Source organism: Micromonospora sp. WMMD729 (genome assembly GCF_049315225.1).
Lineage (GTDB): Bacteria > Actinomycetota > Actinomycetes > Mycobacteriales > Micromonosporaceae > Micromonospora.
This window is the reverse complement of sequence record NZ_CP186059.1, coordinates 6,317,828-6,338,107: the sequence shown is the minus strand read 5'-3', so window position 1 is coordinate 6,338,107 and position 20,280 is coordinate 6,317,828. Positions and strand designations below refer to the sequence as shown.

The window sequence follows — 20,280 nt, the reverse complement described above, 5'->3', positions numbered from 1 at the left end:
CGAACCCGGCACATAGTACGGCAGTACCCCGAAACATGTCACGGCACCGTCATACGCTGACTACCCTATGAATTGTCATGACTACTCCCGAATCGGACGCTCCCGGCGAGGGCCCGGCCACCGCGTCGCGGGTGGAGGAGCCCGGCTTCGGCGATCGGTTGCGCCGCAACGGGAAGTGGACCGATCTGGCGGCCGTGCTGAGCTTCGTGGTGCTCGGCTTCTGGGTCACCGGCCGGCTCTGGTGGGACGCGGGCAGTGGGGTGCGGGACAACCGCTCGGACCAGTCGCAGTTCGAATGGATGATGGCGCACGGTGCGCGGGTGGTCACGCAATTCGCGTACCCGTTCCATTCGGACCAGATGAACGTGCCGGACGGCGTCAACCTCATGGCAAATACGTCCGTATTATCCATTTCATTGCCAATGACGCCGATCACCCTGCTCTTCGGGCCGCGCGCCGCATTTCTGCTCTTTCTCACTCTCGGCATGATCGCCACCGCCACGGCCTGGTACTTCCTGCTCTCCCGCGTCCTGGTCGGAAGCCGGGGGCCGGCCTGGCTCGGTGCCGGCTTCTGCGCGTTCGCGCCGGCCATGGTGTCGCACGCCAACGGGCACCCGAACATCGTGTCGCAGTTCGTCGTCCCACTGGTCATCTGGCGTACGCTGCGGCTCGCCGACCCCGGCCGGTGGCTGCGTAACGGGGTGCTGCTCGGGTTGGTGATCGTCTGGCAGTCGTTCCTGAACCTGGAGATCCTGCTGATGACCGCGATCGGGCTCGGCGTGATCGTCGGCGCGCTGGCCCTCGGTCGCCCCGCCCTGCGGTCCCGGACCCGAGGATTCCTCGCCGGGCTGGCGGTCGCCGCCGTGGTCGCCGGGATACTGCTCGCGTACCCGCTCTACGTGCAGTTCTTCGGACCGGGCGCGTACTCCGGGCTGTCCAGCCTGATCCGGGGGTACTCAAGTGACCTGGCCTCGTTCGTGGCGTACTCCCGGGAGTCGCTGGCCGGCAGCCCGCGTACCGCCGCCGGCCTGGCCAAGAACCCGACCGAGGAGAACAGCTTCTTCGGCTGGTCGCTGCTCGTGCTGGTGGTCGCCCTCGTCTGGTGGCTGCGGCGCTCGGCGGTGGTGCTCGCGCTGGCCGGGCTCGGGCTGCTCTTCGCGGTGCTCTCGCTCGGCCGGGAGGTCCGCTTCGACGGTCGCGGCACCGGCGTGCCGGGACCCTGGGCGGCGCTGGAGAACCTGCCGATCCTGCACTCGGTGGTGCCGACCCGCTGGGCGCTGGCGATCACCCCGATCATCGGGGTGCTGCTCGCCTACGGCGCCGAGCGCGTCCGCGAGGTGGCCCGCGCCCGCCCAACCGACCGGCCGCAGCTCCACTTCGCGACCGCGACCGTGCTGACGATGGCCCTGCTGCCGATCCTGCCCACCCCGCTGCCGGTGGTCCAACTGGACCCGGTGCCCGAATTCGTGACCAGTGGGGCCTGGCGGCCGTACGTGGCCGGTGGGCGCAGTGTGGTGACCCTGCCCCTGCCGGACACCACCTACGCGGAGCCGCTGCGCTGGTCCGCCGCGACCCGGCTCGAGATGCCGCTGGCCCGGGGCTACTTCCTCGGCCCGGACACCCGACCGAGCGCCCGGCCACCCAAGGTCGCGCTGTTCACCGCGCCGCCCCGCCCGACCAGCAGTTTCTTCGCCACCATCCGCCGTACCGGGGCGGTGCCGCCGATCACCCCGCAGAGCCGGGTCAAGGCCGTCGACGACCTGCGCTACTGGCGGGCCGGTGTGGTGATCCTCGGGCCGCACGAGCACGAGATGGAACTGCGCCGTGGGATGACCGAGCTGACCGGTGTCCAGCCGACTTTCACCGGGGGTGTCTGGGTGTGGGACGTCCGACCGCTGACCGACTGAGCAGCCCTGCCGCCGCCCACGGGCCCGGACGCGCGGCGACCGGCCCCGGACCGAACGAAGGCGGATCAGCCCTGTCGGACGCAGCAGCCCTGGCAGACCTTGGGGCTGGGCAGCGTGAAGGCCAGGCAGCAGGTGCGGCGCTGGACGCTCGGCTCGCCTGTCGGGCCGGGTACCAGCTCGACCAGGTCGGCCAGGTCGAGCGCGCCCAGCAGGGTGTCGATGCTCTCCACCGTCGGGCCGGGCAGCGCGTCCGCGGCGCGCAGGACGCCGTGCGCGATGCCGGAGGCGACCGAGCCGAGCAGCGTCCGGGTGCCGACCCGCACCTCTGCCTGGATCGCCGTGATCAGCGGGGCCAGGTGGGCGTCGAGCAGGGATGCCCGCAGCTCGGCGAGCAGCTCCGCCTCACCCGCGACGACGCGTACCTCCGGCAGGCCGGACAGCGCCAGCGGGTCGCTCGGCAGCACCGCCACGGTGGTGCCCCGGCGCAGACCCAGCGTGATCAGCGGCCGGTGGTCCTCGAAGTGGATCAGCACGTCGGACGGGTCGAGCAGCGGAACCCGGCGGGCCGAGGCCCAGCCGAGCACGACCGGCAGCGCGGTCCAGTAGCTGTACGACTTCCAGGCCAGCGCGGCGCAGGCGTGCGGGGTGCCGCCCCAGCGGACGCTCGCCGCGCGCAGCAGCTCCGGCAGGCGGCTGCCGTCGATCAGGGTGCTGGCGGGCGCCCAGCCGAACTCGTCGTCGACCAGCAGGCCCCGGGCCAGCCCGGGCAGGTCGTCGGTGCCGAACATGGTCCGCAGGGCGGTGGTGACCGGGGCGAGCGGCGTGGCGGTCACGTCCCGCCTCGGCAGCACCGCAGTCACCTGAGCCGTCCCCCGTCTGAGTGGCCGAGGAACGTGCCCCCGGGCGGACGACCAGGTGCCGTCCTGAGCTAAGGCTAGCCTAACCAAGCTCGCCGGGATACGCGAGCGTCTGTAATCCGAGCGACACCGGGACACCTGGTGAGGCCCCGGACCGCGTACCGCGATCCGGGGCCTCGTAAACGCGACTCAGTCGTTCAAGCCGCAGTCCTTGCCCGGCGTGGGCGTGCACGGCAGTTTCCGGTAGTCGGCCGGTGGCGACACGGTCACCTTCGCCAGGTTGTCCTGGGTGCGGGGCAGCCACTCGTAGTCGCTGGTCGTGGTGCCGGTGAACAGCTTGTTGACCACCCGGACCGGCCGGTACGACTGCGCGTCGACCCAGATCTGCATGGACTCCTCGGCGGTCTTCGCCGCGTCCAGGGCGCTGTCCGGGCCGCCCAGCCACTGGAGGTGCACGGTCTGCGTGCCGTTCAGCTGTTCCTTCCCGACGAGCGTCACCTTTCCGCTGTCGACCGCACGCTTGAGGTCCTTCGGGTTGAGCGACGGCGGGAGGTGTTGGACCTGACCGGTGTCGGTGGGCTTGAGCGAGGCGACCTGGAAGGTCCACCACTTCTTCTTGTCGTGGTTCAGCTCGACGGCGGTGGAGCCGTCCAGCGCAAGGGTGTACGAGCGGACGTCGCCGTAGAAGAGCGTGTTGTCCTGCCGTTCGCGCTTGGTGGTGCGGTCGGCCCAGAGCTCGATCAGGCTCGCCTGCTTGCCGTCCCGACCCTGGTGCCTGGCGGTCTCGTGCTGGACGTACCCGGGAAGTCCGCTCAGGGCGGTGGCCGTCTGCTCGGCGACGTAGCCGACGGTGAGCATCTCCGGCGTCTCCGCCGTGGCGCCGCCGCCTCCGGTGCCTCCGGGAGTGAGGGCCAGCGAAGCGCCCAGGGCCAGTGCGGCGAGCACCGGCGTGGCGGCGGCCACGCCCAACGCCCGGGTACGACGGCGGTTCTTACGATGCAGGGTCTCGGTCAGATCCGATGGCGCGGTCATGGTGTGCGTCTCCTCGTGGAGCCGGTCGCCCAGCAGGCGGCCCAGCTGTTCGTCGTCGAAAGCGGTCATCGCAGGGTCCTTGCCTCTTCTGTTTCGTGAAGGTCGCCGAGTAGTTCGCGCAGCCGCGCCAGCGCGCGGGAGGTGTACGACTTGACCGTTCCGATCGAGCAGCCGATCAGCTCCGCCGTCTGCTCGATGGTGAGGTCCTCGAAGTACCGGAGCACGATCACCTGTCGCTGCCGCACGGGAAGGCGGGCAAGTGCGGCGGCGACCGTCTGCCGTTCCCCGACGCCGTCGAATCCGGGATCCGCGGACCGGAAGGCGTCGGGGTTGTCCGGCAGCGCGGTCTCGCGAGGGCGTCGCAGCAGGTCCCTGATCCGGTCCCGGGACAGGTTGACCATGACCTGCCGGACGTACGGCTCAGGCGCCTCGCGGGCCTTCGACCAGCGACGCATCGTGCGCAGCAGGGCCGTCTGCAACAGATCCTCGGCATGACCCCGGTCCCCGGTGAGGAGGTACGCGAGCCGCAGGAGCGCCGCCGACCGCTGCTCGACGAAGCTGTCGAAACTCGGATCAACTCTCACGGGGATAAGGACTCCGACCACCCGCCGAGGGTTGCCATCACCGGCCGTTGTCACAGGGCACGAGACATGAGCTGTCAAGCGGTGTGTCGGGAACATGCCAGATGAGTGTGTGCTCCGCCACGGAACGTGAAACTGATACTCCCGGCCGCGAGGAAGCCGATGACGACCTCACCCCTCGAACGGGCTGCCGAGTCCTTTGCGGCCGAGCTTGCCCGCCAGCGCGCCGGGCGGGGCCTCTCCAAGAAGCAACTGGCCGTGCTGATGGGTTTCGACCCGTCCTACGTGAGCCACGTCGAAGGGCGCCGACACCGCCCGACCGAGGACTTCGCCCGCCGCGCCGAGGCCGTCCTGGAGGCCAGCGGCGCGATCTGGCAGCGTTTCCGGGAGTACGACGACCTCCGGCACGCCCGCTCCGGCCAGCCGCAGCGCGAACCCCCGCTGTCCGGTCAGTGGCTGCCCCCGGGCACCGGCCTCGTGGTCGAACGGGAACTGGCCACCCTCACCCACACCGACGACGGCTACCGGTGCGTCATCCACCGCGAGCTCTACAACGCCGGCACCGAGCCGGTCACCCGCTACCTCGTCCGCGTCGCGGTGGACCGCTACCCGAACGACCCCGGTCGCTCCAACCGGCACCACCGGGAACACCCGCTCACCTTCGCCGAGCTGCAACTCCAGGCCCGGCGCGACGACGGCGCCGGCGACCCGGAGCCGATGCACTGGCGGGCGAAGCACGACCGGGACGCGTTCAAGGAGATCTGGCTGCTCTTCGAGAACGGCGACCGCCGCTTCCCGCTCTACCCCGGTGACCGGACCAGCATCGAGTACGCGTACAGCGTCGGGCCCGAGAAGTGGGGCCCCTGGTTCCAGCGGGCCGTCCGGCTGCCCACCCGGCACCTCGCCGTACGCCTGGACCTGCCGGCGGCGCTCGACCCGCAGGTCTGGGGCGTGGAGACCTCGCTCTCGGCGGAGGAGGGCCCGCTGCGGACGGCCCCGCAGCGGCGCGACGAGGGGGACCGGGCGATCTTCGACTGGCAGACCGACGAACCGCCGCTGAACGCCCGGTACCGGATGCAGTGGCGCTTCCGTGCCCGGCCGGACATCGAACCGGATCTCGGCCCCGGCAGCGCCCGGGTCCGTCCCAGCGACCGGATGCGCGGCATCGGCATCGTGCAGCGCGGCGACGACCTGCTACGACAGCCGGTCCGGCAGTTCGACCTGCCCGGCGAGGAGCAGGTCGCCCGCGACATCGTGGACCGCCTCACCATGGTGCTGTCCCGACTCGACGAGCTGCACCCGTTCAGCAAGGGGGTGGGCATCGCCGCCCCGCAGCTCGGCATCGGCCGGGCCGCCGCCGTGGTCCGACCCCCCGACCGCTCGGCGGAACCGGTCGTCCTGCTCAACCCCCGGGTGGTCGACGCCGACCCGGAGACCGACGAGCAGTACGAGGGGTGCCTCTCCTTCTTCGACCACCGAGGTCTGGTGCCCCGGCCACTGCGACTCGACGTCGAACACGCCCAGTGGGACGGCAGCCGGATCATCACGTCGTTCGAGTTCGGCATGGCCCGGCTCGTCGCACACGAGATCGACCATCTACAGGGCCGGCTCTACGTGGACCGGATGGCGCCCGGGGTGCCGCTGGTGCCGGTCGAGGAGTACCGGGAGACCGGGCGACCCTGGCGCTACTGACACGAGGAGGGACCGGGGCGCGCGCCCCAGGGGGCAGGGGCACGCGCCCCGGTGTGGGGGGAGGAACGTCTAGAGATCGCCGAACGTGTCGTAGCGGATGTTCGGCGGTGGCACCTCGTCGGCGGCCAGCACCCGCAGCGTCGACCGGACCATCTGCGCCGACCCGGAGACGTAACAGTCGTGCGTGGTCCACGGGCCGTACCGGGCCACCACGTCCGCAATGTCGCCCAGTTCGCCGTCGAAGTCGGGGTCGTCGCTGCACGCCGCGGTGACCGACAACCACGGGTGTGCGGCCACCAGATCCTGCAACCCGGCCAGCCCGTACAGGTCCGTCGCCTGCCGGGCGCCGTAGAAGACGTGCACCCAGCGCGTCTGGTTGTAGCTGGCCAACTCCTCCACCAGCGCCTTGATCGGCGCGAGCCCGACGCCGCCGGCCACGCAGAGGATGTCCCGCTCGGAGGAGCGGTCCAGGGTCATCGACCCCATCGGCGCCGCCAGGCGCAGCAGCTGACCGGGCTGCACCCGGCGGACCAGCGCCCCGGACACCCACCCCGCGCCGGGGCTCCGGACGTGGAACTCCAGCACGTTGTCGTCGTTCGGGGCGTTCGCCACCGAGTAGTTCCGCCACACCCTCGGGTGGAAGCGGGGCAGCTCCAGGCTGACGTACTGACCCGCCCGCCAGGGCAGCGGATGTTGCAGGGCCCGGCAGGTCAGTACGGCGATGTCGGGACCGTGACGCTCGTGGGTCAGCACCTCGGCGTGCCAGAACGGCGGGTTGTCGTCGTCGGCCGCCCCGGCCACCATCTTCGCGGTGATCGCCGCGTACGCGTCCCGCCACGCCTGGTCGTACTCGAGGTTCCAGCCGTCGCCGGCGGTGCTGCGCAGCGCGTCGAGCAGCGCGACGCCCATCGTGGCGTAGTGCCGGTCGTCGACGTGGTACTTGCGGTGGTCGCGGCCCAGCGCGCGCAGGAACTCGTCGAAGCTCTCCGGATCGCCCACCGTGTGGATCGCCGTGATGATCGCCTCCAGCAGGCGGTCACCCTGGCCGGTCATCTGCACCGGGAAGAGCTGCCGCAGGGCGGGATCGAGCAGGAACAGCCGGGCGTAGAAGTGCCCGCTCAGCCGCTCCCGGTCCTCCTCGACCAGGGTCCAGCTCTCCTTCAGCAACCGTGCGACGTTGTCCACCGGTGCTCCTTCTCCAGACGGCAGCGGATCGGGCAGCCATAGAATCTCCACGGAGCGTGCACATCGGTCGCACAGAATGTGCGATCGGTTCATGCCGGCCGGTCGGCCCTGCCCGCCGGCCGGTCCGTCGGGCAGAGTGGTGCGGTGACCGTTGAGCTGACCCGTCCGGTGTCCCGCCGGCTGCTGGGGACCGAAACGTTGCTGGTCCTCGGCCTGTCCCTCGGCCAGTCCGCCGTCTACGCGGTGGTCTCGATCATCGCGAAGCTGACCGCCGAGGGTCCGCTCTCCAAGCAGACCGCGTCGCTGAACACCTCCGCGTCGGCCCGCCCCTGGCTGGACCTGACGTACCAGCTCCTCGGCATCGTCTTCGCGTTGCTTCCGGTGCTGCTCGCCGTACACCTGCTCAGCCGGGACCCCGGCGACCCGGCGCGGACCCTCGGCCTGGACGCGCGGCGGCCCGGCCAGGATCTGGCCCGGGGGGCCGGCCTGGCCGCGCTGATCGGCCTGCCCGGCCTGGCCCTGTTCTGGGTGGCGGCGCAGCTCGGCCTGAACGCCACGCTGGTGCCGGCGGCGCTACCCAAGCTCTGGTGGACGATCCCGGTGCTGATCCTCGCCGCCGTGCAGAACGCCGTGCTGGAGGAGGTGATCGTGGTCGGCTACCTGGTCACCCGGCTGCGACAGCTCCAGTGGCGGCTCGCCGCGGTCGTCGCGGCCAGCGCGCTGCTGCGCGGCAGCTACCACCTCTACCAGGGCTTCGGCGCGTTCGTCGGTAACGCGATCATGGGCGTGGTGTTCAGCCTCTTCTACCTGCGTACCCGGCGGGTGCTGCCGCTGATCATCGCGCACACCCTGCTTGACGTGGTCGCCTTCGTCGGCTACGCCTCGCTGCCCCGGGAGTGGTTCGACTGGTTGTGACGCGGCCGGTAGGCGGCCACCGCCCGGGCCGCCAGCCGATCGGCCGCCGCCGCGTCGCCCAACCCGGCGGCGAGCACCGCCGCCCCCGGCACCAGCCGGGACGCCAGCCGCAACGCCACCCATCCGCCGGCCTGCGCGGTGAGCGGCGCGGCGAGCCGCCAGGCGGCCTCCGCCGCCCTCGGCCACGTCCCCTCCACCGGATCGCCGGCCTCCCGCGCACCGACCAGCGCGGCCCGTGCGCTCGCCGCGTCCGGATGCACCTGGGTCAGCACCAGCAGCTCCTCGACCCGGTCGGGATGCGCCGGGTCCCGGCCGTACGCCGCCGCGAGGTGCAGCACCAGGTTCGACTGGCTCCACAGCACCGACACCAGCTCCGCCAGCGGCGCGAAGAGTCCGGCGAGGGCGGCCGCCGCCCCTCCCGCGCCCGCCGCCCGCACGTACCGCCGGGTCGCCAGCCGGGCCAGGCCGTCCGCCGGGGCGTCCGGATACCGGTCCCGCAGCCGCCGCGCCCACTCGGCGGCGCCCGGTCCGAGCGTCCGCACCGCCTCCATGGCCAGGAACTCCGGCGCGAAGCCGGGGTGGTCGCGCAGGCGGGCGACCACCGCCGGGAGTTCGGGGGTACGCGTCGAAGCCTGCTCGGGGTTGTTCGGCGCGACCGCGTCGGCGGTCACCGCCGCGGCCGGCTCGGGGATGCTCGGGGGAGCCACGTCCGGGGCGGGTGCCGGTGCGCTCGCCTTTGGCGCGGCGGCTCGGCGCGGGGTGGCCTTGGTCCGGGTGACCTTCTCCGGATCGGCCGTGCGTGAGGCGGCCTTGCGCGGGGGCGTCGCGCGGGTGGCTGCGGCGCGCTTGCGGGGCGGCGTGATCTCGGTCGGCTCGGCTGTGACCGACGTCGCATCCGGTGCGGCCTGCGCCGGCGGGGGTGTCGGTGCCGTGACGGCTGCCGTGCTGGTCTTGCGTGGTCGGGGAGCCCGCGCCTTCGGCGGCTGCACCGTCGGTTCCCCCGCTGCGCCGGTGACCGCCGGCTCCGTGGCGGGCTGCGCGGCCTCCGGATCCGGTGGCTGGAAGAGCACCGGTGCCGCCTTCGCCCGGCGTGGACGCGGGCTCGCCGGTGCCGCAGGGGCGGCCTCGGCAGACTGCTCGGTCGCCTGCGGCGGCGTGAACGTGGCCCGCGCCGAGCGCCGACGCGGGCGCTCAGCAGGCTCCTGGCGGGTCGGTTCGCTGGGCGGCTGCTCCTGCATATCGATGGAGCGTAGTCCCGATCACTCCACCGCACAGCGGTCAAATACCGGGGCGGACCGGTCCGGTCGGCGTACCCCGGAAGTCGTTTTGCCCCCGGTGGGTGCCGACCTGTATCCTCGGGCGCGGTGGTCTGCGGGCCACCAGGGAGACTTCGCCTAGTCTGGTCTATGGCGCCGCACTGCTAATGCGGTTGGGGTCTTAAAGCCCCTCCCGGGTTCGAATCCCGGAGTCTCCGCGCGAAAGCCGGGTGTGTACACTGGCTGAGCACGAGCGCCCGTAGCTCAATGGATAGAGCATCTGACTACGGATCAGAAGGTTAGGGGTTCGAGTCCCTTCGGGCGCACCAACGATCAAGGCCGTGACCTGCAAGGACAGGGGTCATGGCCTTTTTCTTTTCTTCTTCTGGTCGTCGGTGGGGTCGGGTGCTCCGTTGGTGCGTCTGTTCTGGCGGTGGTTTGTGCTGGCCTGCATCGGACCGGTCGCTGAATGCGCCTGTGCGCGGCGGTCGCGTGATGGACGTCTTGCCGTCTTTGCGGTCGTAGAGCGTGCCGGACGTGTGTGGTTTGGTGCAGTGGGGGGTCGTCGCTGTGGGGCGAGTCGGTTGCGGACAGCCTTGGCGTCGCGGAGGTAGAGCATGGGTGCCCCGACGCCGGGTACCCGCCGGGCATGGGTAGCCACAAGCACAACAAGCATGACAGCGGCGGCGAGTCGGCGCGGGGCAGCCGGCACCCGGGCAGCGGAGCGCGGGGTCGGCAGGGGGCCACCGTGGAGCACTCGCCGGACCAGCGACACGAGCGCACTGCGACCGGATCGGCGGGTACCGAGCGCGACCATGGCCGGTCGAAGACGGCCCGAGAGAGCAGGGTCAACCGTCAGGGTACGGCCTGACCCGCGGTTGCCTCCCTCCGCGCGCTCGTCGGTGCGCTCCGCGGCTGCGTTCGCGGGAGTAGATGCGCCGCATGGGTGGGCACCGGCAGCCTCCGGCGGATGTACGCAACGAGCAGTAGGTGCCCCCAGAATTCTCATTGACGCTTCATGGCGGGCTGGCGGCCGGTAGCAGCTGCGCGGGCGGGTACAGGTGTTGCTCGGCCAGATCGTCCAGGAAGGTCTGACAGCATCCGACGAATTGGGCGAACTCGTCGAGATTCGTCTCGTCCTCCCCAGGGCGGTCCACGCCCCACCTGCCGGCCGCGGCAGTCAAGCTCTGCCAGCGGCGACGAGCGTCGCCGGCGTCCAGCGGGCGGCGCAGGCACCGGGGGTCGCGCATCAGGAAGCCGATGGCGTACTGGTCGATGGCGTGCTGAAGACGAAGCTGAAGTTCGTGCCCCTGCACACGGGCGTGTGGGGCGGCGTCCGTGGAGATGCCCCACCGTGCCTGCAGGCATGCCATCGCGGTGCCACGGATGAACGTGTGGAGTGTCGCCGACGGGTCGCTCGCCCTGAAGTAGTAGAGGAACGGGAAGCGCTGCGTGTCCTCGTCCACCGAGATCAGCCTCTCCTGCAGGCTCTGCAGGTAGGAGCTTCCTCCCAGGACCACCAGCTCCGCTGCGCGTACCGGGTCGTCGGCTTGGGTCTGCACCATCCGAGCCGCGCTACTGAGCTGTGAGGTGAGTGGGTAGATCGACAGAACGTAGGTGATGGCAGCGGTTATCAGGCCGAAGCCCGCAGCGGCCTCCATGACCGTGATCAGGCGCAGCGTGTCCATTCCGCCGACGACGTCGCCGAAGCCCACCGTCGTCAAGGCCATGCCGCTCACGTACAGGGCGTCGAGAAAGTTCAGCGATCCGTAGGAAACGGACGGCGAGTAGGAGAGCGCAGTCAGGTTCGGCAGGAACAGCAGCGCGAAACCTGCCCACATGAGCGCCGTCCACATCGCCACAACCGTCAGGACGGCGAGCATCCCCGCGCTCGACAGGATCCGTGGACGTCCGACCCAGCGAGCCAACAAGCGGGTGGTCGACCACACCCCGACTCCGGTCACGAGGGTGACGGGCCCGCGGCGGGTGGGGTGCAGCACGGTCATCACCGCGTCCACGATTCCGAGGGCTATGAGCAGAACCCCGGCGGCGACAGCCCACACCCGTGACTCCAACCTGATCAGGCGACCCATTCGTTCGCCAGCACATTGTCGGCGAAACCGGACTGGTCCGACGAGCATTCCGGGATTCGCCGCAGGCCCCAACGCCCTCGCGCAGGCTGTTGCTGGCCGGCCAGGCGTCTTCTCATAGAGCGCGACCGCCGGATGACTGTGTCGGGCCGCCGGCCGTCTCAAACGCCGCCAGTCTGGCGCACTGAGCATTGTGCGCGGTCACCAGTCGCCGAGGCGAGTTCGAGCGTGGCCGGCCGTCGATCCGCCGCCCTCGGAGCAGCCCGATCCGGTGATCGCTCGGGGTTTCCCCGGTGCGCGCCGGTCGAGCCGGAACGCTGAACGGGTGGAGCAGCAATCGGGACGACCGGTGCGGGGACGCCTGCTGTCGGTCAGGCGTGCCCTGTGGTCGTTGGCCGTCGGTGTCGTCGCCGGGGCGGCGACCGCGCTGGTCGGAGCCCCGGAGCTGACGCCGCTGGTGATCTGGACGATCGCAGCGGGCACGATCCTCGTCTGGGTGTGGCGGGCCTGCTGGTCGGCGAGCCCGAAGCGAACCGAGCAGCTTGCCGAGGCGGAGCGGCACTCCCGTTCCACCGACTCGGCGATCCTGATCGCGTCGGTCTTCAGCCTCGCCGTCGTGGCCGAAGCGCTCATTCGGGCCTCGAACCAGCAGGACATGGTGGCTGTCACGCTGGTGATCCTCAGCGTCGTCGCGGTGGTCCTGGCGTGGGCGCTGGTGAACACTGTCTTCGCGTTGAAGTACGCCCGGCTGTATTACCGCGACGACGACGGCGGCATCGACTTCAAGCGGGAAGACCCGCCGGCGTACGCCGACTTCGCGTACATCGCCTTCACGGTCGGCATGTCCTACGCCCCGGGCGAGAACGAGCCGACCACCAACCGCATGCGCCGGATCGCGCTCGGGCACGCGCTGCTCTCGTACGGCTTCGGAACCGGCATCCTGGCCGTCGCCGTCAACCTGGTCACCAACCTGGGCCAGTCGTGACCCACGCCGCATCTCATCCGTTCGCTGCTGGAACGCCTCCGCGAAAGCAAGATCGACGCTCCCGGTGACCACGAGCGGAACGGACGGAGTGCTCGATGACGGTCGCCGGTGGCAGGAGAGTTGATTGATGACCACGAGGACGGTCCTGGTGGTCGCGGTGGCCGTGGTTGTCGCGGCGGGCCTGCTGGCCGGCGTGCTGGTCCAGCGTCGGGCCGGTGGTCGTCGCTACCGTTGGCTGCTCGCGCCGCTGTACCGCGCGTCCCGACGCCCCGCCGTCGCCGTGCTGCTCCTCGCGGCCCTGTATGTCGCAATTCGCGCGTACCCCGGCGCTGGACCCCCCATCGTCCGGCGCGTCGTCGTGGTGCTGTTGATCGCGAGCGTGACGTGGCTGGTGCTTCGCGCGCTGCAAATCGCTGAGCGGGCCGCGTTCAGCAGGCTGCCGGGCGAGACGCGGGCCGACCGTCGGACCCGCCGCGCCCGCACTCAGATCCGACCGGTACGGCGCCTCACCTCGGTCGTGGTGACGGTCGTGGCGATCGGCCTGATCCTCACCACCTTCCCCGCCCTGCGCACCATCGGGCTGTCCGTGCTCACCTCGGCGGGTGTCGTCGGCGCGCTGCTCGGCCTGTCCGCGCGCACCGCGCTCGGCAACGCCTTCGCCGGAATCCAGGTCGCGTTCGCCGACGGCCTCCACGTGGGGGACGTGATCGTGGTCGACGGGCAGTGGGGGCGCGTCGAGGAGGTGAAGTTGACCAACGTGGTCGTCCGGCTCTGGGACGACCGGATGCTCATTCTGCCCACCACCTGGTTCACCGAGCACCCCTTCCAGAACTGGACCCGGCATGAGACGCGGGTGGTCGGCGAGACGCGGCTCCACGTCGATTACACCGCCGACCTGGACGACCTCCGTGCCGAGACGAGGCGGCTCGTCGAAGCGTCACCCCTGTGGGATCGGCACCAGTGGGTGCTGCAGATGGTGGACGCGACGCCCCAGACCGTCGTCGTGCAGGTTCAGGCATCGGCGGCCGATGGGCCGAGTGCGTGGGATCTCCGCTGCGACGTCCGCGAGGGCCTCATCGGGTACCTGCGCGACCACCACCCCGAGTGGCTGCCCCGCACCCGCGGCGAGTACCACCCCTGAGCCCGCACACCGCCGACTCACTCCTGTTCCCGGTTACCGGTCCACGCGGCCGCGGGCGGTGCGGACACCCGAAGGTGCGGCTTCAGGGGTTTGTCGCGCTGAAGGTCAGGGTTCTACTCGCTGCCGCTCGCTTGATCCTGGCTCATGTTCGTGCTGTTTGTCCGGCGGCGAGGAGCCCGGTTATCCTCGGCGTCGGTGGGTAGGCACCGGCCGTGAACAGGCCAACCGACGACCTCGGTACCCGGTCGGACACCAGTCGTGCCATAGCGTTCAGCGACGCCGTCTTGGCCATCATCATCACGCTGCTGGTGGTGGATCTCCGGGTGCCGGACGTACCGCCCGGTCGCCTGCTGTCCGGGCTGCTGGAGCAGTGGCCGGGTTACGCCGCCTATCTCGCCTCGTACGCCTACGTCGCCGTCGTCTGGCTGAATCACAAGGGCGCGTTCAATCGCATCAAGGAGAGCGATCGGGGGCTGCACTGGGTGAACCTCTTCGTCCTGTTCAGCACCGCGCTGCTGCCGTTCCCGACCGCTGTCGTCTCGGACGCCTTGCAGGAGCACGACCAGCAGGACCAACGCGTGGCCGTCGCCTTCTACGCGCTGATCGGCGCGCTGCTCTGCGTGAGCTGGCTGACGTTCTTCCACTATCTGGCCCGGCACAAGGACTTACTCAGGGAGGAGGTGAGTGATCGGCACTTCCCCGCCGAGCGGCTGCGGGCACTCGTCGGGATCATTCTCTACGTCGCCGCAGGGCTCATCGGTTACCTGGTCGCACCGCTCGCCGGCCTGGCGATCTTCGTCGTGCTGCCGGTGTTCTACGCCGTCACCAGCGCCGGTCTGAACCAGGCGCCTCTCTTCCGCCGGATCGCGCGTCGCCCCCCGGCATCGGGGAACTGACGGTCAGAGAGAGGGACCAGCGGTCACCGGTCTCCGTCCACTGTCGGGTGCCCCGCGCGGACGGCATCGACCTCGACCGGCGCCGAAACGGTCGGCGACGCTACAACATCTCCAGCGGTTGCGGGCCGGTCGGCGGCGGGAACGCGGTGTCGAGTGCCGCCACGTCCTCCTCGCTCAGTTGCAGGTCGCGCGCTTCCGAGTTCTCCCTGGTGTGTTCGGGGTTGGACGACCGAGGGATGGCTGCAACCCTGTCCTGCCGCAACAGCCAGGCCAGCGCCACCTGAGCGGGCGTGACCTCGTGCCGGGCGGCGGTCTCAGCGACTTGGGGGTGGCCGAGCAGCCGGCCCTGCTCGATCGGCGAGTACGCCATCACCGGGATCCCGTGCTCGCGTAGCCACGGCAGCAGGTCGTACTCGGGACCGCGGCGGGTGAGGTTGTACAGGATCTGGTTGGTCGCGCAGGCGTCGCCGCCCGCCTCGAACAGGTCCGTCATGTCGGTGACATCGAAGTTGCTCACGCCCCACTGCCCGATGTCGCCCGCGTCGACGAGTTCGGCGAACGCCTCGACCGTCTCCGCCAGCGGATGCGAGCCACGCCAGTGCAGCAGGTAGAGGTCGATGTGGTCGACGCCGAGTCGTTGCAGGCTGCGGCGGCAGGCCTGCACCGTACCCCGTCGGCTGGCGTTGGACGGGAGCACCTTGTCGACCAGAAAGACGTCGGGGCGCCGTCCGGTGATCGCCTCGCCGACGAGTTCCTCGGAGGCGCCGCCACCGTACATCTCCGCAGTGTCGATCATGGTCATACCCAGGTCGAGCCCAGTGCGTAGGGCGGCTATCTCGTCCTGCCGCCTCTCGGGGCGCTCGCCCAGATACCAGGTTCCCTGTCCGAGCACGGGCATCGTCTGGCCGGACAGTAGCTCGATCGCTTCGGCAGCGAGGGTCATGTCGTGGCCTTTCTGGAGCTTCAGCACCAACGGGTTGCCTGCGTTACCCGCATCGAGGGGCAGCACACCTGGTAGCGGATCTTCTCCGCGCAGGCCATCGCTGCGCAGAGGCCGGGGTCGTATGCGCGCCCTTGAGTGACTGCCTCTCTGTTTGCCCGTGCCCGCACCTGGGAAGGCGGCCGCGTTCGAGCGATGCGCCGCTTAGGGGGCGGCGCCGCGAAGGGAAGGTCGCAGAGATGGCGCAGAGCCAGCAGCCACTGACCGGCAAGCGAGTCGCTTGCCTCGCCGCCGACGGGGTGGAGGATGTGGAGTACACCCAGTCCCGGGCCGCCGCGGAGCAGGCCGGCGCCGAGGTCCACCTGGTCTCGTTGAAGTCCGGCGAGATCCAGTCAATGAACCAGGACATCAATCCAGCCAACCGCTATCGGGTGGACCGGACGGTGGACCAAGTCGATCCGGACGACTACGACGCCCTGTTGCTGCCGGGCGGGACGGTCAACCCCGACCGGCTCCGAATGAACCCGCAGGCGATGAATTTCGTCCGGGCGTTCTTTGAGCAACAGAAGCCGGTGGCAGCGATCTGCCACGGACCCTGGTCGTTGGTCGAGACTGGAATCGTCAACGGCCGGACTGTCACCTCGTTCCCCAGCTTGCGGACCGACATCGTCAACGCCGGCGGAACCTGGGTCGACCAGCAGGTGCAGGTCGACAACGGACTGGTCACCAGCCGCAACCCCAGCGACCTTCCGGCCTTCTGCGCCAAGATGGTCGAGGAGTTCGCCCAGGGCGAAGACGTCCGCCAAATGGCGACGGCGTGACCCGGTGGGGCTCAGGGTCGAGGAAGCTGGGCCGGGCGTGGGCCTCACGGCGGCCTGTCTCGCCGGCCGCAGGGCCACCACTCCGCCTGGCAGTGGCTGTTCGACCCAGATTCAGTGCCCGCCGTACCGCGCCAGCAGCGGCCTCGTACCAATCCTGGCGTCCGCGGCCGTGACATCGCGCGGGCATCGGGACAGGGAAACCCATCTACCCGAGCATCGGTGAGCGGGTTGGGATGGTTTGAAGGGGGTATTCCCGGCCCCTACGGGCCGCGCCCCGACCGTCGTGAAGCGGAGGGTGCGACCGGATACGGAGGTTACCCGTGACTCGACTAGGGCGTGTGTCAAAGTCCTCGGTCGAGTCGAGGCGGAGTCCAGGCGGCGGTCCGGCAAGGCGGAGATGGGTTCGGATACCGGTGTTGTATCCGAACCCATCTCCAACGCCGCCGGCCGTCGTCTGGGCCCGCCGGAGGCCGGCCAGGGGCTTTGACACACGCCCTAGCAAGCCGAGAGCCAGTGAAGGCCAGGCAGGACGAGGTGCAGCGGCGGGGGCGCGGGCTCGGCTGGATGAGCCTCGGTCTGGGCGTGACACAGCTGGCGGCAACGGACGCGGTGCGCCGGATCAGCGGCGTGGACGACTCCGCGACGTCCCGGGCGGTGGTGCAGCTGGTCGGGGCGCGGGAACTGGTACACGCGGCCGGGCTCCTGACGAGCCGGCGAAAGGGCATCTGGACGTGGACCCGGGTCTTGGGCGACGCGATGGACCTGGCCGCGCTCGGAATTGCCATCGCCCACCGCTGCGGACGCCGCCGGCGACGCCTCGTCGGTGTCACGGGCGCCATCATCGGAATCACGGTGGTCGACCTGCTGACGGCCGCGCAGGTAACCCGGTCGAAGGAAGTCGGTTCGGTGCGGGCGGCACGTGGCGCGCGCAGAGGAGGATTCATGGAGCTGACAGCTACCACGACCATCCGCAAACCCCCACCGCAGGTCTACGCGTTCTGGCGCGACCTCGACAACCTCCCGACGTTCATGGCGCACCTGAGAGAGGTCCGCACCACCGGTGACCGTACGAGCCATTGGTCCGCCAGCGCTCCGTTCGGCAAGCACGTCGAGTGGGACGCGGAGATCGTCGACGAGGTGACCGGCGAGAGGATCGCGTGGCGGTCGACCGGCAACGCCGACGTGCCGAACTCCGGCACCGTCCAATTCGTGCCCGCCCCGGACGGTGTCAGCACCGAGGTGCACGTCGTCATGTCGTACGACATCCCGGGAGGCGCGGTCGGCAAGGCGGTGGCCAAGTACTTCGGTGAGGAGCCACACCAGCAGCTCGACGACGATCTGCGCCGACTCAAGCAGGTGCTGGAGACCGGCCAGGTGGTGCGATCCGAGGGTGCCCCGTGGGGCAAGCGGGCCCGTAAGGAGTTCCCGCAGCGTCCGGCGCAACCGCTGTCGGATTCCGAGTTCGCGAAGGGAGCGGACGCGTGAGGGCGAACACCTGGGCGGGCCGCAACAAGGTGAAGGTCCGTGACGTACCGGATCCGAAGATCCTGAACGACCGCGACGCGATCGTGAAGATCACTTCCACCGCGATCTGTGGCTCCGACCTGCATCTGGTCGATGGGTATGTGCCCACGATGCAGGACGGTGACGTCATGGGTCACGAGTTCATGGGCGAGGTGATCGAGGTCGGCTCGGGAGTGCCGGCCGACAAGCTACGGGTCGGAGACCGCGTTGTCGTGCCGTTCCCGATCGCGTGCGGCGCGTGCGGCGCCTGTGCCGCCGAGCTCTACTCCTGCTGCGAAAACTCCAACCCCAACGCCGGGATCGCGGAGAAGATGTTCGGCCACCCGGTCGCCGGGATCTTCGGCTACTCGCATCTGACCGGCGGCTTCGCCGGTGGTCAGGCCCAGTACGCCCGGGTGCCGTTCGCCGATGTCGGTCCGCTCAAGATCGAGTCTGAGCTGACCGACGAACAGGTGCTCTTCCTCTCGGACATCCTGCCGACCGGCTACATGGGTGCCGAGTTGTGTGACATCCAGTCCACCGATGTGGTGGCGGTGTGGGGCGCCGGCCCGGTCGGCCAGTTCGCCATGGACAGCGCCCGGGTGCTCGGTGCCGCGAAGGTGATCGCCATCGACAAGGAGCCGTACCGGCTGCAGATGGCGGAACGGGCTGGCCACACGACGATCAATTTCGAGGAGGTGGACGTGCGGTCCCGGCTGCTGGAGCTGACCGGCGGGCGGGGGCCGGACAAGTGCATCGACGCGGTCGGCATGGAGGCCAGCCACGGTGCCGCGCACATCCACGCCTACGACCGGGTCAAGCAGGCGGTCCGCTCCGAGACCGAACGCCCGCACGCGCTGCGCCAGGCGATCCTGTCCTGCCGCAGCGGTGGCATCGTATCGGTGATCGGCGTGTACGGCGGCTTCCTCGACAAGTTCCCCGCCGGTGCCTGGATGAACCGGGCGCTGACCCTGCGTACCGGTCAATGCCACGTGCAGCGCTACATGAAGCCGTTGCTGCGGCGCATCGAACGTGGCGAGATCGATCCGACCCGAGTCATCACCCACACCCTGCCGCTCGACGAGGCGGAACGCGGCTTCGAGATCTTCAAGAACAAGCAGGACAACTGCGAGAAGGTCGTCCTCAAACCTTGACCATTGACGGCGACCGCCGTGCCGTTGGAACCGTCACCAGTCTGGTGATCGGGTTCCTCGCCGAGCCGTCCCTGTCCATCCTGCTGCGCGGCCCGCTCGGTGCGCAGCGTAGCGAGCATCTGATGGGTTCGGGCTACGGATCAGAAGGTTAGGGGTTCGGGTCCCTTCGGGCGCAGATCACGATCGAGGCCGTGACCAGCGGAAACGCGGGTTGCGGCCTCGATCGCTTCTGCGTGGTGGGGCAGAGGCTCAAGCCCGCATAACGGAGCCCTCCACGCTTCCAGGGGGTGACACCGGCTCCCGCTGGAGCACGGAGGATCTGTTCCAAATCGGCAATGGGCAAGTCGGCCTGGACCACTACCAGGTCCGGGGCTTACCGGCTGGCACCAGTTCGTCACCCTGGCCGTGCTCGTCCTGACCATCCTCAGCGCTCAGCAGCCCGACGCCGACCCGGAGATCATCGCGCTGACCGTCGTCGAGATCCGCCGACTCATCAATGCCGTCGTCCTCGCCGTGACGCCCGACCGACGCGCCGGGCACACCCTGCACTGGTCGATCTCGCGACGAACATCCAAGCTGCGCCCGACGAGCCCACTACCAGCACGGACAGGCCAAGTGACGGTGGAGTATCCGGCGATGACGTCGCCCGTTCCTGATCGGGTGCGCGATGGCGGGCAGGTGCCTCGGATCAGGCGAACAATGCGATCGCGGAGAGAATAAGGCCGAGTGCGGCCATCACCATTCCGGCGGTGCGGTACTCGGTAGTTCTTCCGGCGTCGGATTTCACCATGCCGAAATGGCCGACCAGGCGTGCCATTTCGATCGGGCGCCACGCCAGAAGCGCGCCAGCCACCAGGGAGAACATTCCAACGATAAGGACGATCGTCATAACCCGAGGATAACGCGGATCTTGACATGGCGCTGCCGGCGGAAGGGCGGGCAGGCGGTCAACGGCGCCTGCGACGGTGTCGCGTGATCACTGTGGCCAGCATCGTTGCCAAGGCTGCCACCGCGGCCACGCCCAGTACGATCGTTGCTCCGCCAAGTCCCATGCGGCGATCCTACGTCGCACTCAGCCTGATCGCACGCCAGGCCGGATTTGTCGGCGTCTCGTTCGGAATCAGGGCGGGTCTGCCTGTCAAGAGTTGTTTGACAGGGTGTCCACAGGCGTCCGGCAATGTCAATTTGACAAAGGGTCGAGCTGGTCCCGAGTAATTCACAAAGGGGCGGCGCCAGCACTTCTTCACCTTCGTCTGCAGCAGCAGCGTCCCGCCGACGGTCGTCTGCCCGACGACGTCGAACCTCTGCGCCTGATTGGGCGCAGA

19 protein-coding genes and 2 tRNA genes are annotated in these 20,280 nt (G+C 69.8%); 13 read left to right on the top strand and 8 right to left on the bottom strand.

Annotated features, from left to right (window positions below; translation table 11 throughout):
• Positions 1-77: 77 nt before the first annotated feature.
• Positions 78-1,907 carry a hypothetical protein gene (locus ACN263_RS29215; RefSeq protein ID WP_422737423.1) on the top strand — a complete coding sequence of 610 codons (1,830 nt, stop codon included), beginning with the start codon at positions 78-80 and terminating at the stop codon, positions 1,905-1,907.
• Positions 1,908-1,972: 65 nt separating this feature from the next.
• On the opposite strand, the gene ACN263_RS29210 is transcribed toward ACN263_RS29215, so the two are convergent.
• The 3 genes from ACN263_RS29210 to ACN263_RS29200 form a co-directional block, all read right to left on the bottom strand.
• Positions 1,973-2,695, bottom strand: coding sequence for an IucA/IucC family C-terminal-domain containing protein (locus tag ACN263_RS29210; RefSeq protein WP_422740864.1), 723 nt, complete (start codon positions 2,693-2,695; stop codon positions 1,973-1,975).
• A gap of 258 nt (positions 2,696-2,953) precedes the next feature.
• A complete protein-coding gene (locus ACN263_RS29205; RefSeq protein ID WP_422737422.1) occupies positions 2,954-3,865 on the bottom strand; it encodes a hypothetical protein in 912 nt (303 codons plus the stop codon).
• Positions 3,862-4,380 carry a SigE family RNA polymerase sigma factor gene (locus ACN263_RS29200; protein WP_422737421.1) on the bottom strand — a complete coding sequence of 173 codons (519 nt, stop codon included), beginning with the start codon at positions 4,378-4,380 and terminating at the stop codon, positions 3,862-3,864. Before ACN263_RS29200 ends, ACN263_RS29205 begins: the two co-directional genes overlap by 4 nt.
• A gap of 159 nt (positions 4,381-4,539) precedes the next feature.
• On the opposite strand from ACN263_RS29200, the gene ACN263_RS29195 reads away from it, so the two are divergent.
• Positions 4,540-6,069 carry a peptide deformylase gene (locus ACN263_RS29195; RefSeq protein ID WP_422737420.1) on the top strand — a complete coding sequence of 510 codons (1,530 nt, stop codon included), beginning with the start codon at positions 4,540-4,542 and terminating at the stop codon, positions 6,067-6,069.
• Between the two features lie 69 nt (positions 6,070-6,138).
• Here the strand turns inward: ACN263_RS29195 and ACN263_RS29190 are convergent, their stop codons facing one another.
• Positions 6,139-7,254, bottom strand: coding sequence for a globin domain-containing protein (locus ACN263_RS29190; RefSeq protein WP_422737419.1), 1,116 nt, complete (start codon positions 7,252-7,254; stop codon positions 6,139-6,141).
• Positions 7,255-7,398: 144 nt separating this feature from the next.
• On the opposite strand from ACN263_RS29190, the gene ACN263_RS29185 reads away from it, so the two are divergent.
• Positions 7,399-8,169 carry a CPBP family intramembrane glutamic endopeptidase gene (locus ACN263_RS29185; RefSeq protein ID WP_422737418.1) on the top strand — a complete coding sequence of 257 codons (771 nt, stop codon included), beginning with the start codon at positions 7,399-7,401 and terminating at the stop codon, positions 8,167-8,169.
• On the opposite strand, the gene ACN263_RS29180 is transcribed toward ACN263_RS29185, so the two are convergent.
• Positions 8,130-9,407 carry a hypothetical protein gene (locus ACN263_RS29180; RefSeq protein ID WP_422737417.1) on the bottom strand — a complete coding sequence of 426 codons (1,278 nt, stop codon included), beginning with the start codon at positions 9,405-9,407 and terminating at the stop codon, positions 8,130-8,132. The genes ACN263_RS29185 and ACN263_RS29180 overlap by 40 nt on opposite strands.
• Positions 9,408-9,552: 145 nt before the next feature.
• Between ACN263_RS29180 and ACN263_RS29175 the strand changes: the two genes are divergently transcribed.
• Both ACN263_RS29175 and ACN263_RS29170 read left to right on the top strand, forming a co-directional pair.
• Positions 9,553-9,643, top strand: a tRNA-Ser gene (locus ACN263_RS29175).
• 35 nt (positions 9,644-9,678) lie between these two features.
• A tRNA-Arg gene (locus ACN263_RS29170) sits at positions 9,679-9,754 on the top strand.
• Positions 9,755-10,441: 687 nt separating this feature from the next.
• Here the strand turns inward: ACN263_RS29170 and ACN263_RS29165 are convergent.
• Positions 10,442-11,443 (bottom strand): potassium channel family protein, encoded by a 1,002-nt coding sequence (locus ACN263_RS29165; RefSeq protein ID WP_422737416.1) that lies wholly within the window; start codon positions 11,441-11,443, stop codon positions 10,442-10,444.
• A 397-nt stretch (positions 11,444-11,840) separates the two neighbouring features.
• Between ACN263_RS29165 and ACN263_RS29160 the strand changes: the two genes are divergently transcribed.
• The 3 genes from ACN263_RS29160 to ACN263_RS29150 all read left to right on the top strand — a co-directional run bounded on the left by ACN263_RS29160 (position 11,841) and on the right by ACN263_RS29150 (position 14,537).
• The gene (locus tag ACN263_RS29160) at positions 11,841-12,500 is read left to right on the top strand and encodes a DUF1345 domain-containing protein (RefSeq protein WP_422737415.1); all 660 of its coding nucleotides are present in this window, start codon (positions 11,841-11,843) and stop codon (positions 12,498-12,500) included.
• A 127-nt stretch (positions 12,501-12,627) separates the two neighbouring features.
• On the top strand, positions 12,628-13,641 hold the full coding sequence (locus tag ACN263_RS29155; RefSeq protein ID WP_422737414.1) for a mechanosensitive ion channel family protein: 1,014 nt from the start codon (positions 12,628-12,630) through the stop codon (positions 13,639-13,641).
• Positions 13,642-13,853: 212 nt separating this feature from the next.
• Positions 13,854-14,537, top strand: coding sequence for a TMEM175 family protein (locus ACN263_RS29150; RefSeq protein ID WP_422737413.1), 684 nt, complete (start codon positions 13,854-13,856; stop codon positions 14,535-14,537).
• A 100-nt stretch (positions 14,538-14,637) separates the two neighbouring features.
• On the opposite strand, the gene ACN263_RS29145 is transcribed toward ACN263_RS29150, so the two are convergent.
• Positions 14,638-15,546 carry an aldo/keto reductase gene (locus ACN263_RS29145; protein ID WP_422737412.1) on the bottom strand — a complete coding sequence of 303 codons (909 nt, stop codon included), beginning with the start codon at positions 15,544-15,546 and terminating at the stop codon, positions 14,638-14,640.
• 170 nt (positions 15,547-15,716) lie between these two features.
• On the opposite strand from ACN263_RS29145, the gene ACN263_RS29140 reads away from it, so the two are divergent.
• The 5 genes from ACN263_RS29140 to ACN263_RS29120 all read left to right on the top strand — a co-directional run bounded on the left by ACN263_RS29140 (position 15,717) and on the right by ACN263_RS29120 (position 19,675).
• On the top strand, positions 15,717-16,298 hold the full coding sequence (locus ACN263_RS29140; RefSeq protein ID WP_422737411.1) for a type 1 glutamine amidotransferase domain-containing protein: 582 nt from the start codon (positions 15,717-15,719) through the stop codon (positions 16,296-16,298).
• A 513-nt stretch (positions 16,299-16,811) separates the two neighbouring features.
• The gene (locus ACN263_RS29135; protein WP_422737410.1) at positions 16,812-17,783 is read left to right on the top strand and encodes an SRPBCC family protein; all 972 of its coding nucleotides are present in this window, start codon (positions 16,812-16,814) and stop codon (positions 17,781-17,783) included.
• Entirely contained in the window at positions 17,780-18,955 is a 1,176-nt protein-coding gene (locus ACN263_RS29130) for a zinc-dependent alcohol dehydrogenase (protein ID WP_422737408.1), read from the top strand. The genes ACN263_RS29135 and ACN263_RS29130 overlap by 4 nt, the downstream gene beginning before the upstream one ends.
• Positions 18,952-19,107, top strand: coding sequence for a hypothetical protein (locus ACN263_RS29125; protein ID WP_422737407.1), 156 nt, complete (start codon positions 18,952-18,954; stop codon positions 19,105-19,107). Before ACN263_RS29130 ends, ACN263_RS29125 begins: the two co-directional genes overlap by 4 nt.
• 253 nt (positions 19,108-19,360) lie before the next feature.
• A complete protein-coding gene (locus tag ACN263_RS29120; RefSeq protein ID WP_422737406.1) occupies positions 19,361-19,675 on the top strand; it encodes a hypothetical protein in 315 nt (104 codons plus the stop codon).
• Here ACN263_RS29120 and ACN263_RS29115 read toward each other — a convergent pair.
• Positions 19,644-19,844, bottom strand: coding sequence for a hypothetical protein (locus ACN263_RS29115; protein WP_422737405.1), 201 nt, complete (start codon positions 19,842-19,844; stop codon positions 19,644-19,646). The genes ACN263_RS29120 and ACN263_RS29115 overlap by 32 nt on opposite strands.
• Positions 19,845-20,280 lie beyond the last annotated feature (436 nt).

Excerpts from the sequence above, each read along its gene's own strand:
- ACN263_RS29180 (WP_422737417.1), bottom strand. The coding sequence starts at position 9,407 with ATGCAGGAGCAGCCGCCCAGCGAACCGACCCGCCAGGAGCCTGCTGAG.
- ACN263_RS29115 (WP_422737405.1), bottom strand. The coding sequence starts at position 19,844 with ATGACGATCGTCCTTATCGTTGGAATGTTCTCCCTGGTGGCTGGCGCG.
- ACN263_RS29210 (WP_422740864.1), bottom strand. The coding sequence starts at position 2,695 with ATGTTCGGCACCGACGACCTGCCCGGGCTGGCCCGGGGCCTGCTGGTC.
- ACN263_RS29140 (WP_422737411.1), top strand. The coding sequence starts at position 15,717 with ATGGCGCAGAGCCAGCAGCCACTGACCGGCAAGCGAGTCGCTTGCCTC.
- ACN263_RS29195 (WP_422737420.1), top strand. The coding sequence starts at position 4,540 with ATGACGACCTCACCCCTCGAACGGGCTGCCGAGTCCTTTGCGGCCGAG.
- ACN263_RS29155 (WP_422737414.1), top strand. The coding sequence starts at position 12,628 with ATGACCACGAGGACGGTCCTGGTGGTCGCGGTGGCCGTGGTTGTCGCG.
- ACN263_RS29205 (WP_422737422.1), bottom strand. The coding sequence starts at position 3,865 with ATGACCGCTTTCGACGACGAACAGCTGGGCCGCCTGCTGGGCGACCGG.
- ACN263_RS29215 (WP_422737423.1), top strand. The coding sequence starts at position 78 with ATGACTACTCCCGAATCGGACGCTCCCGGCGAGGGCCCGGCCACCGCG.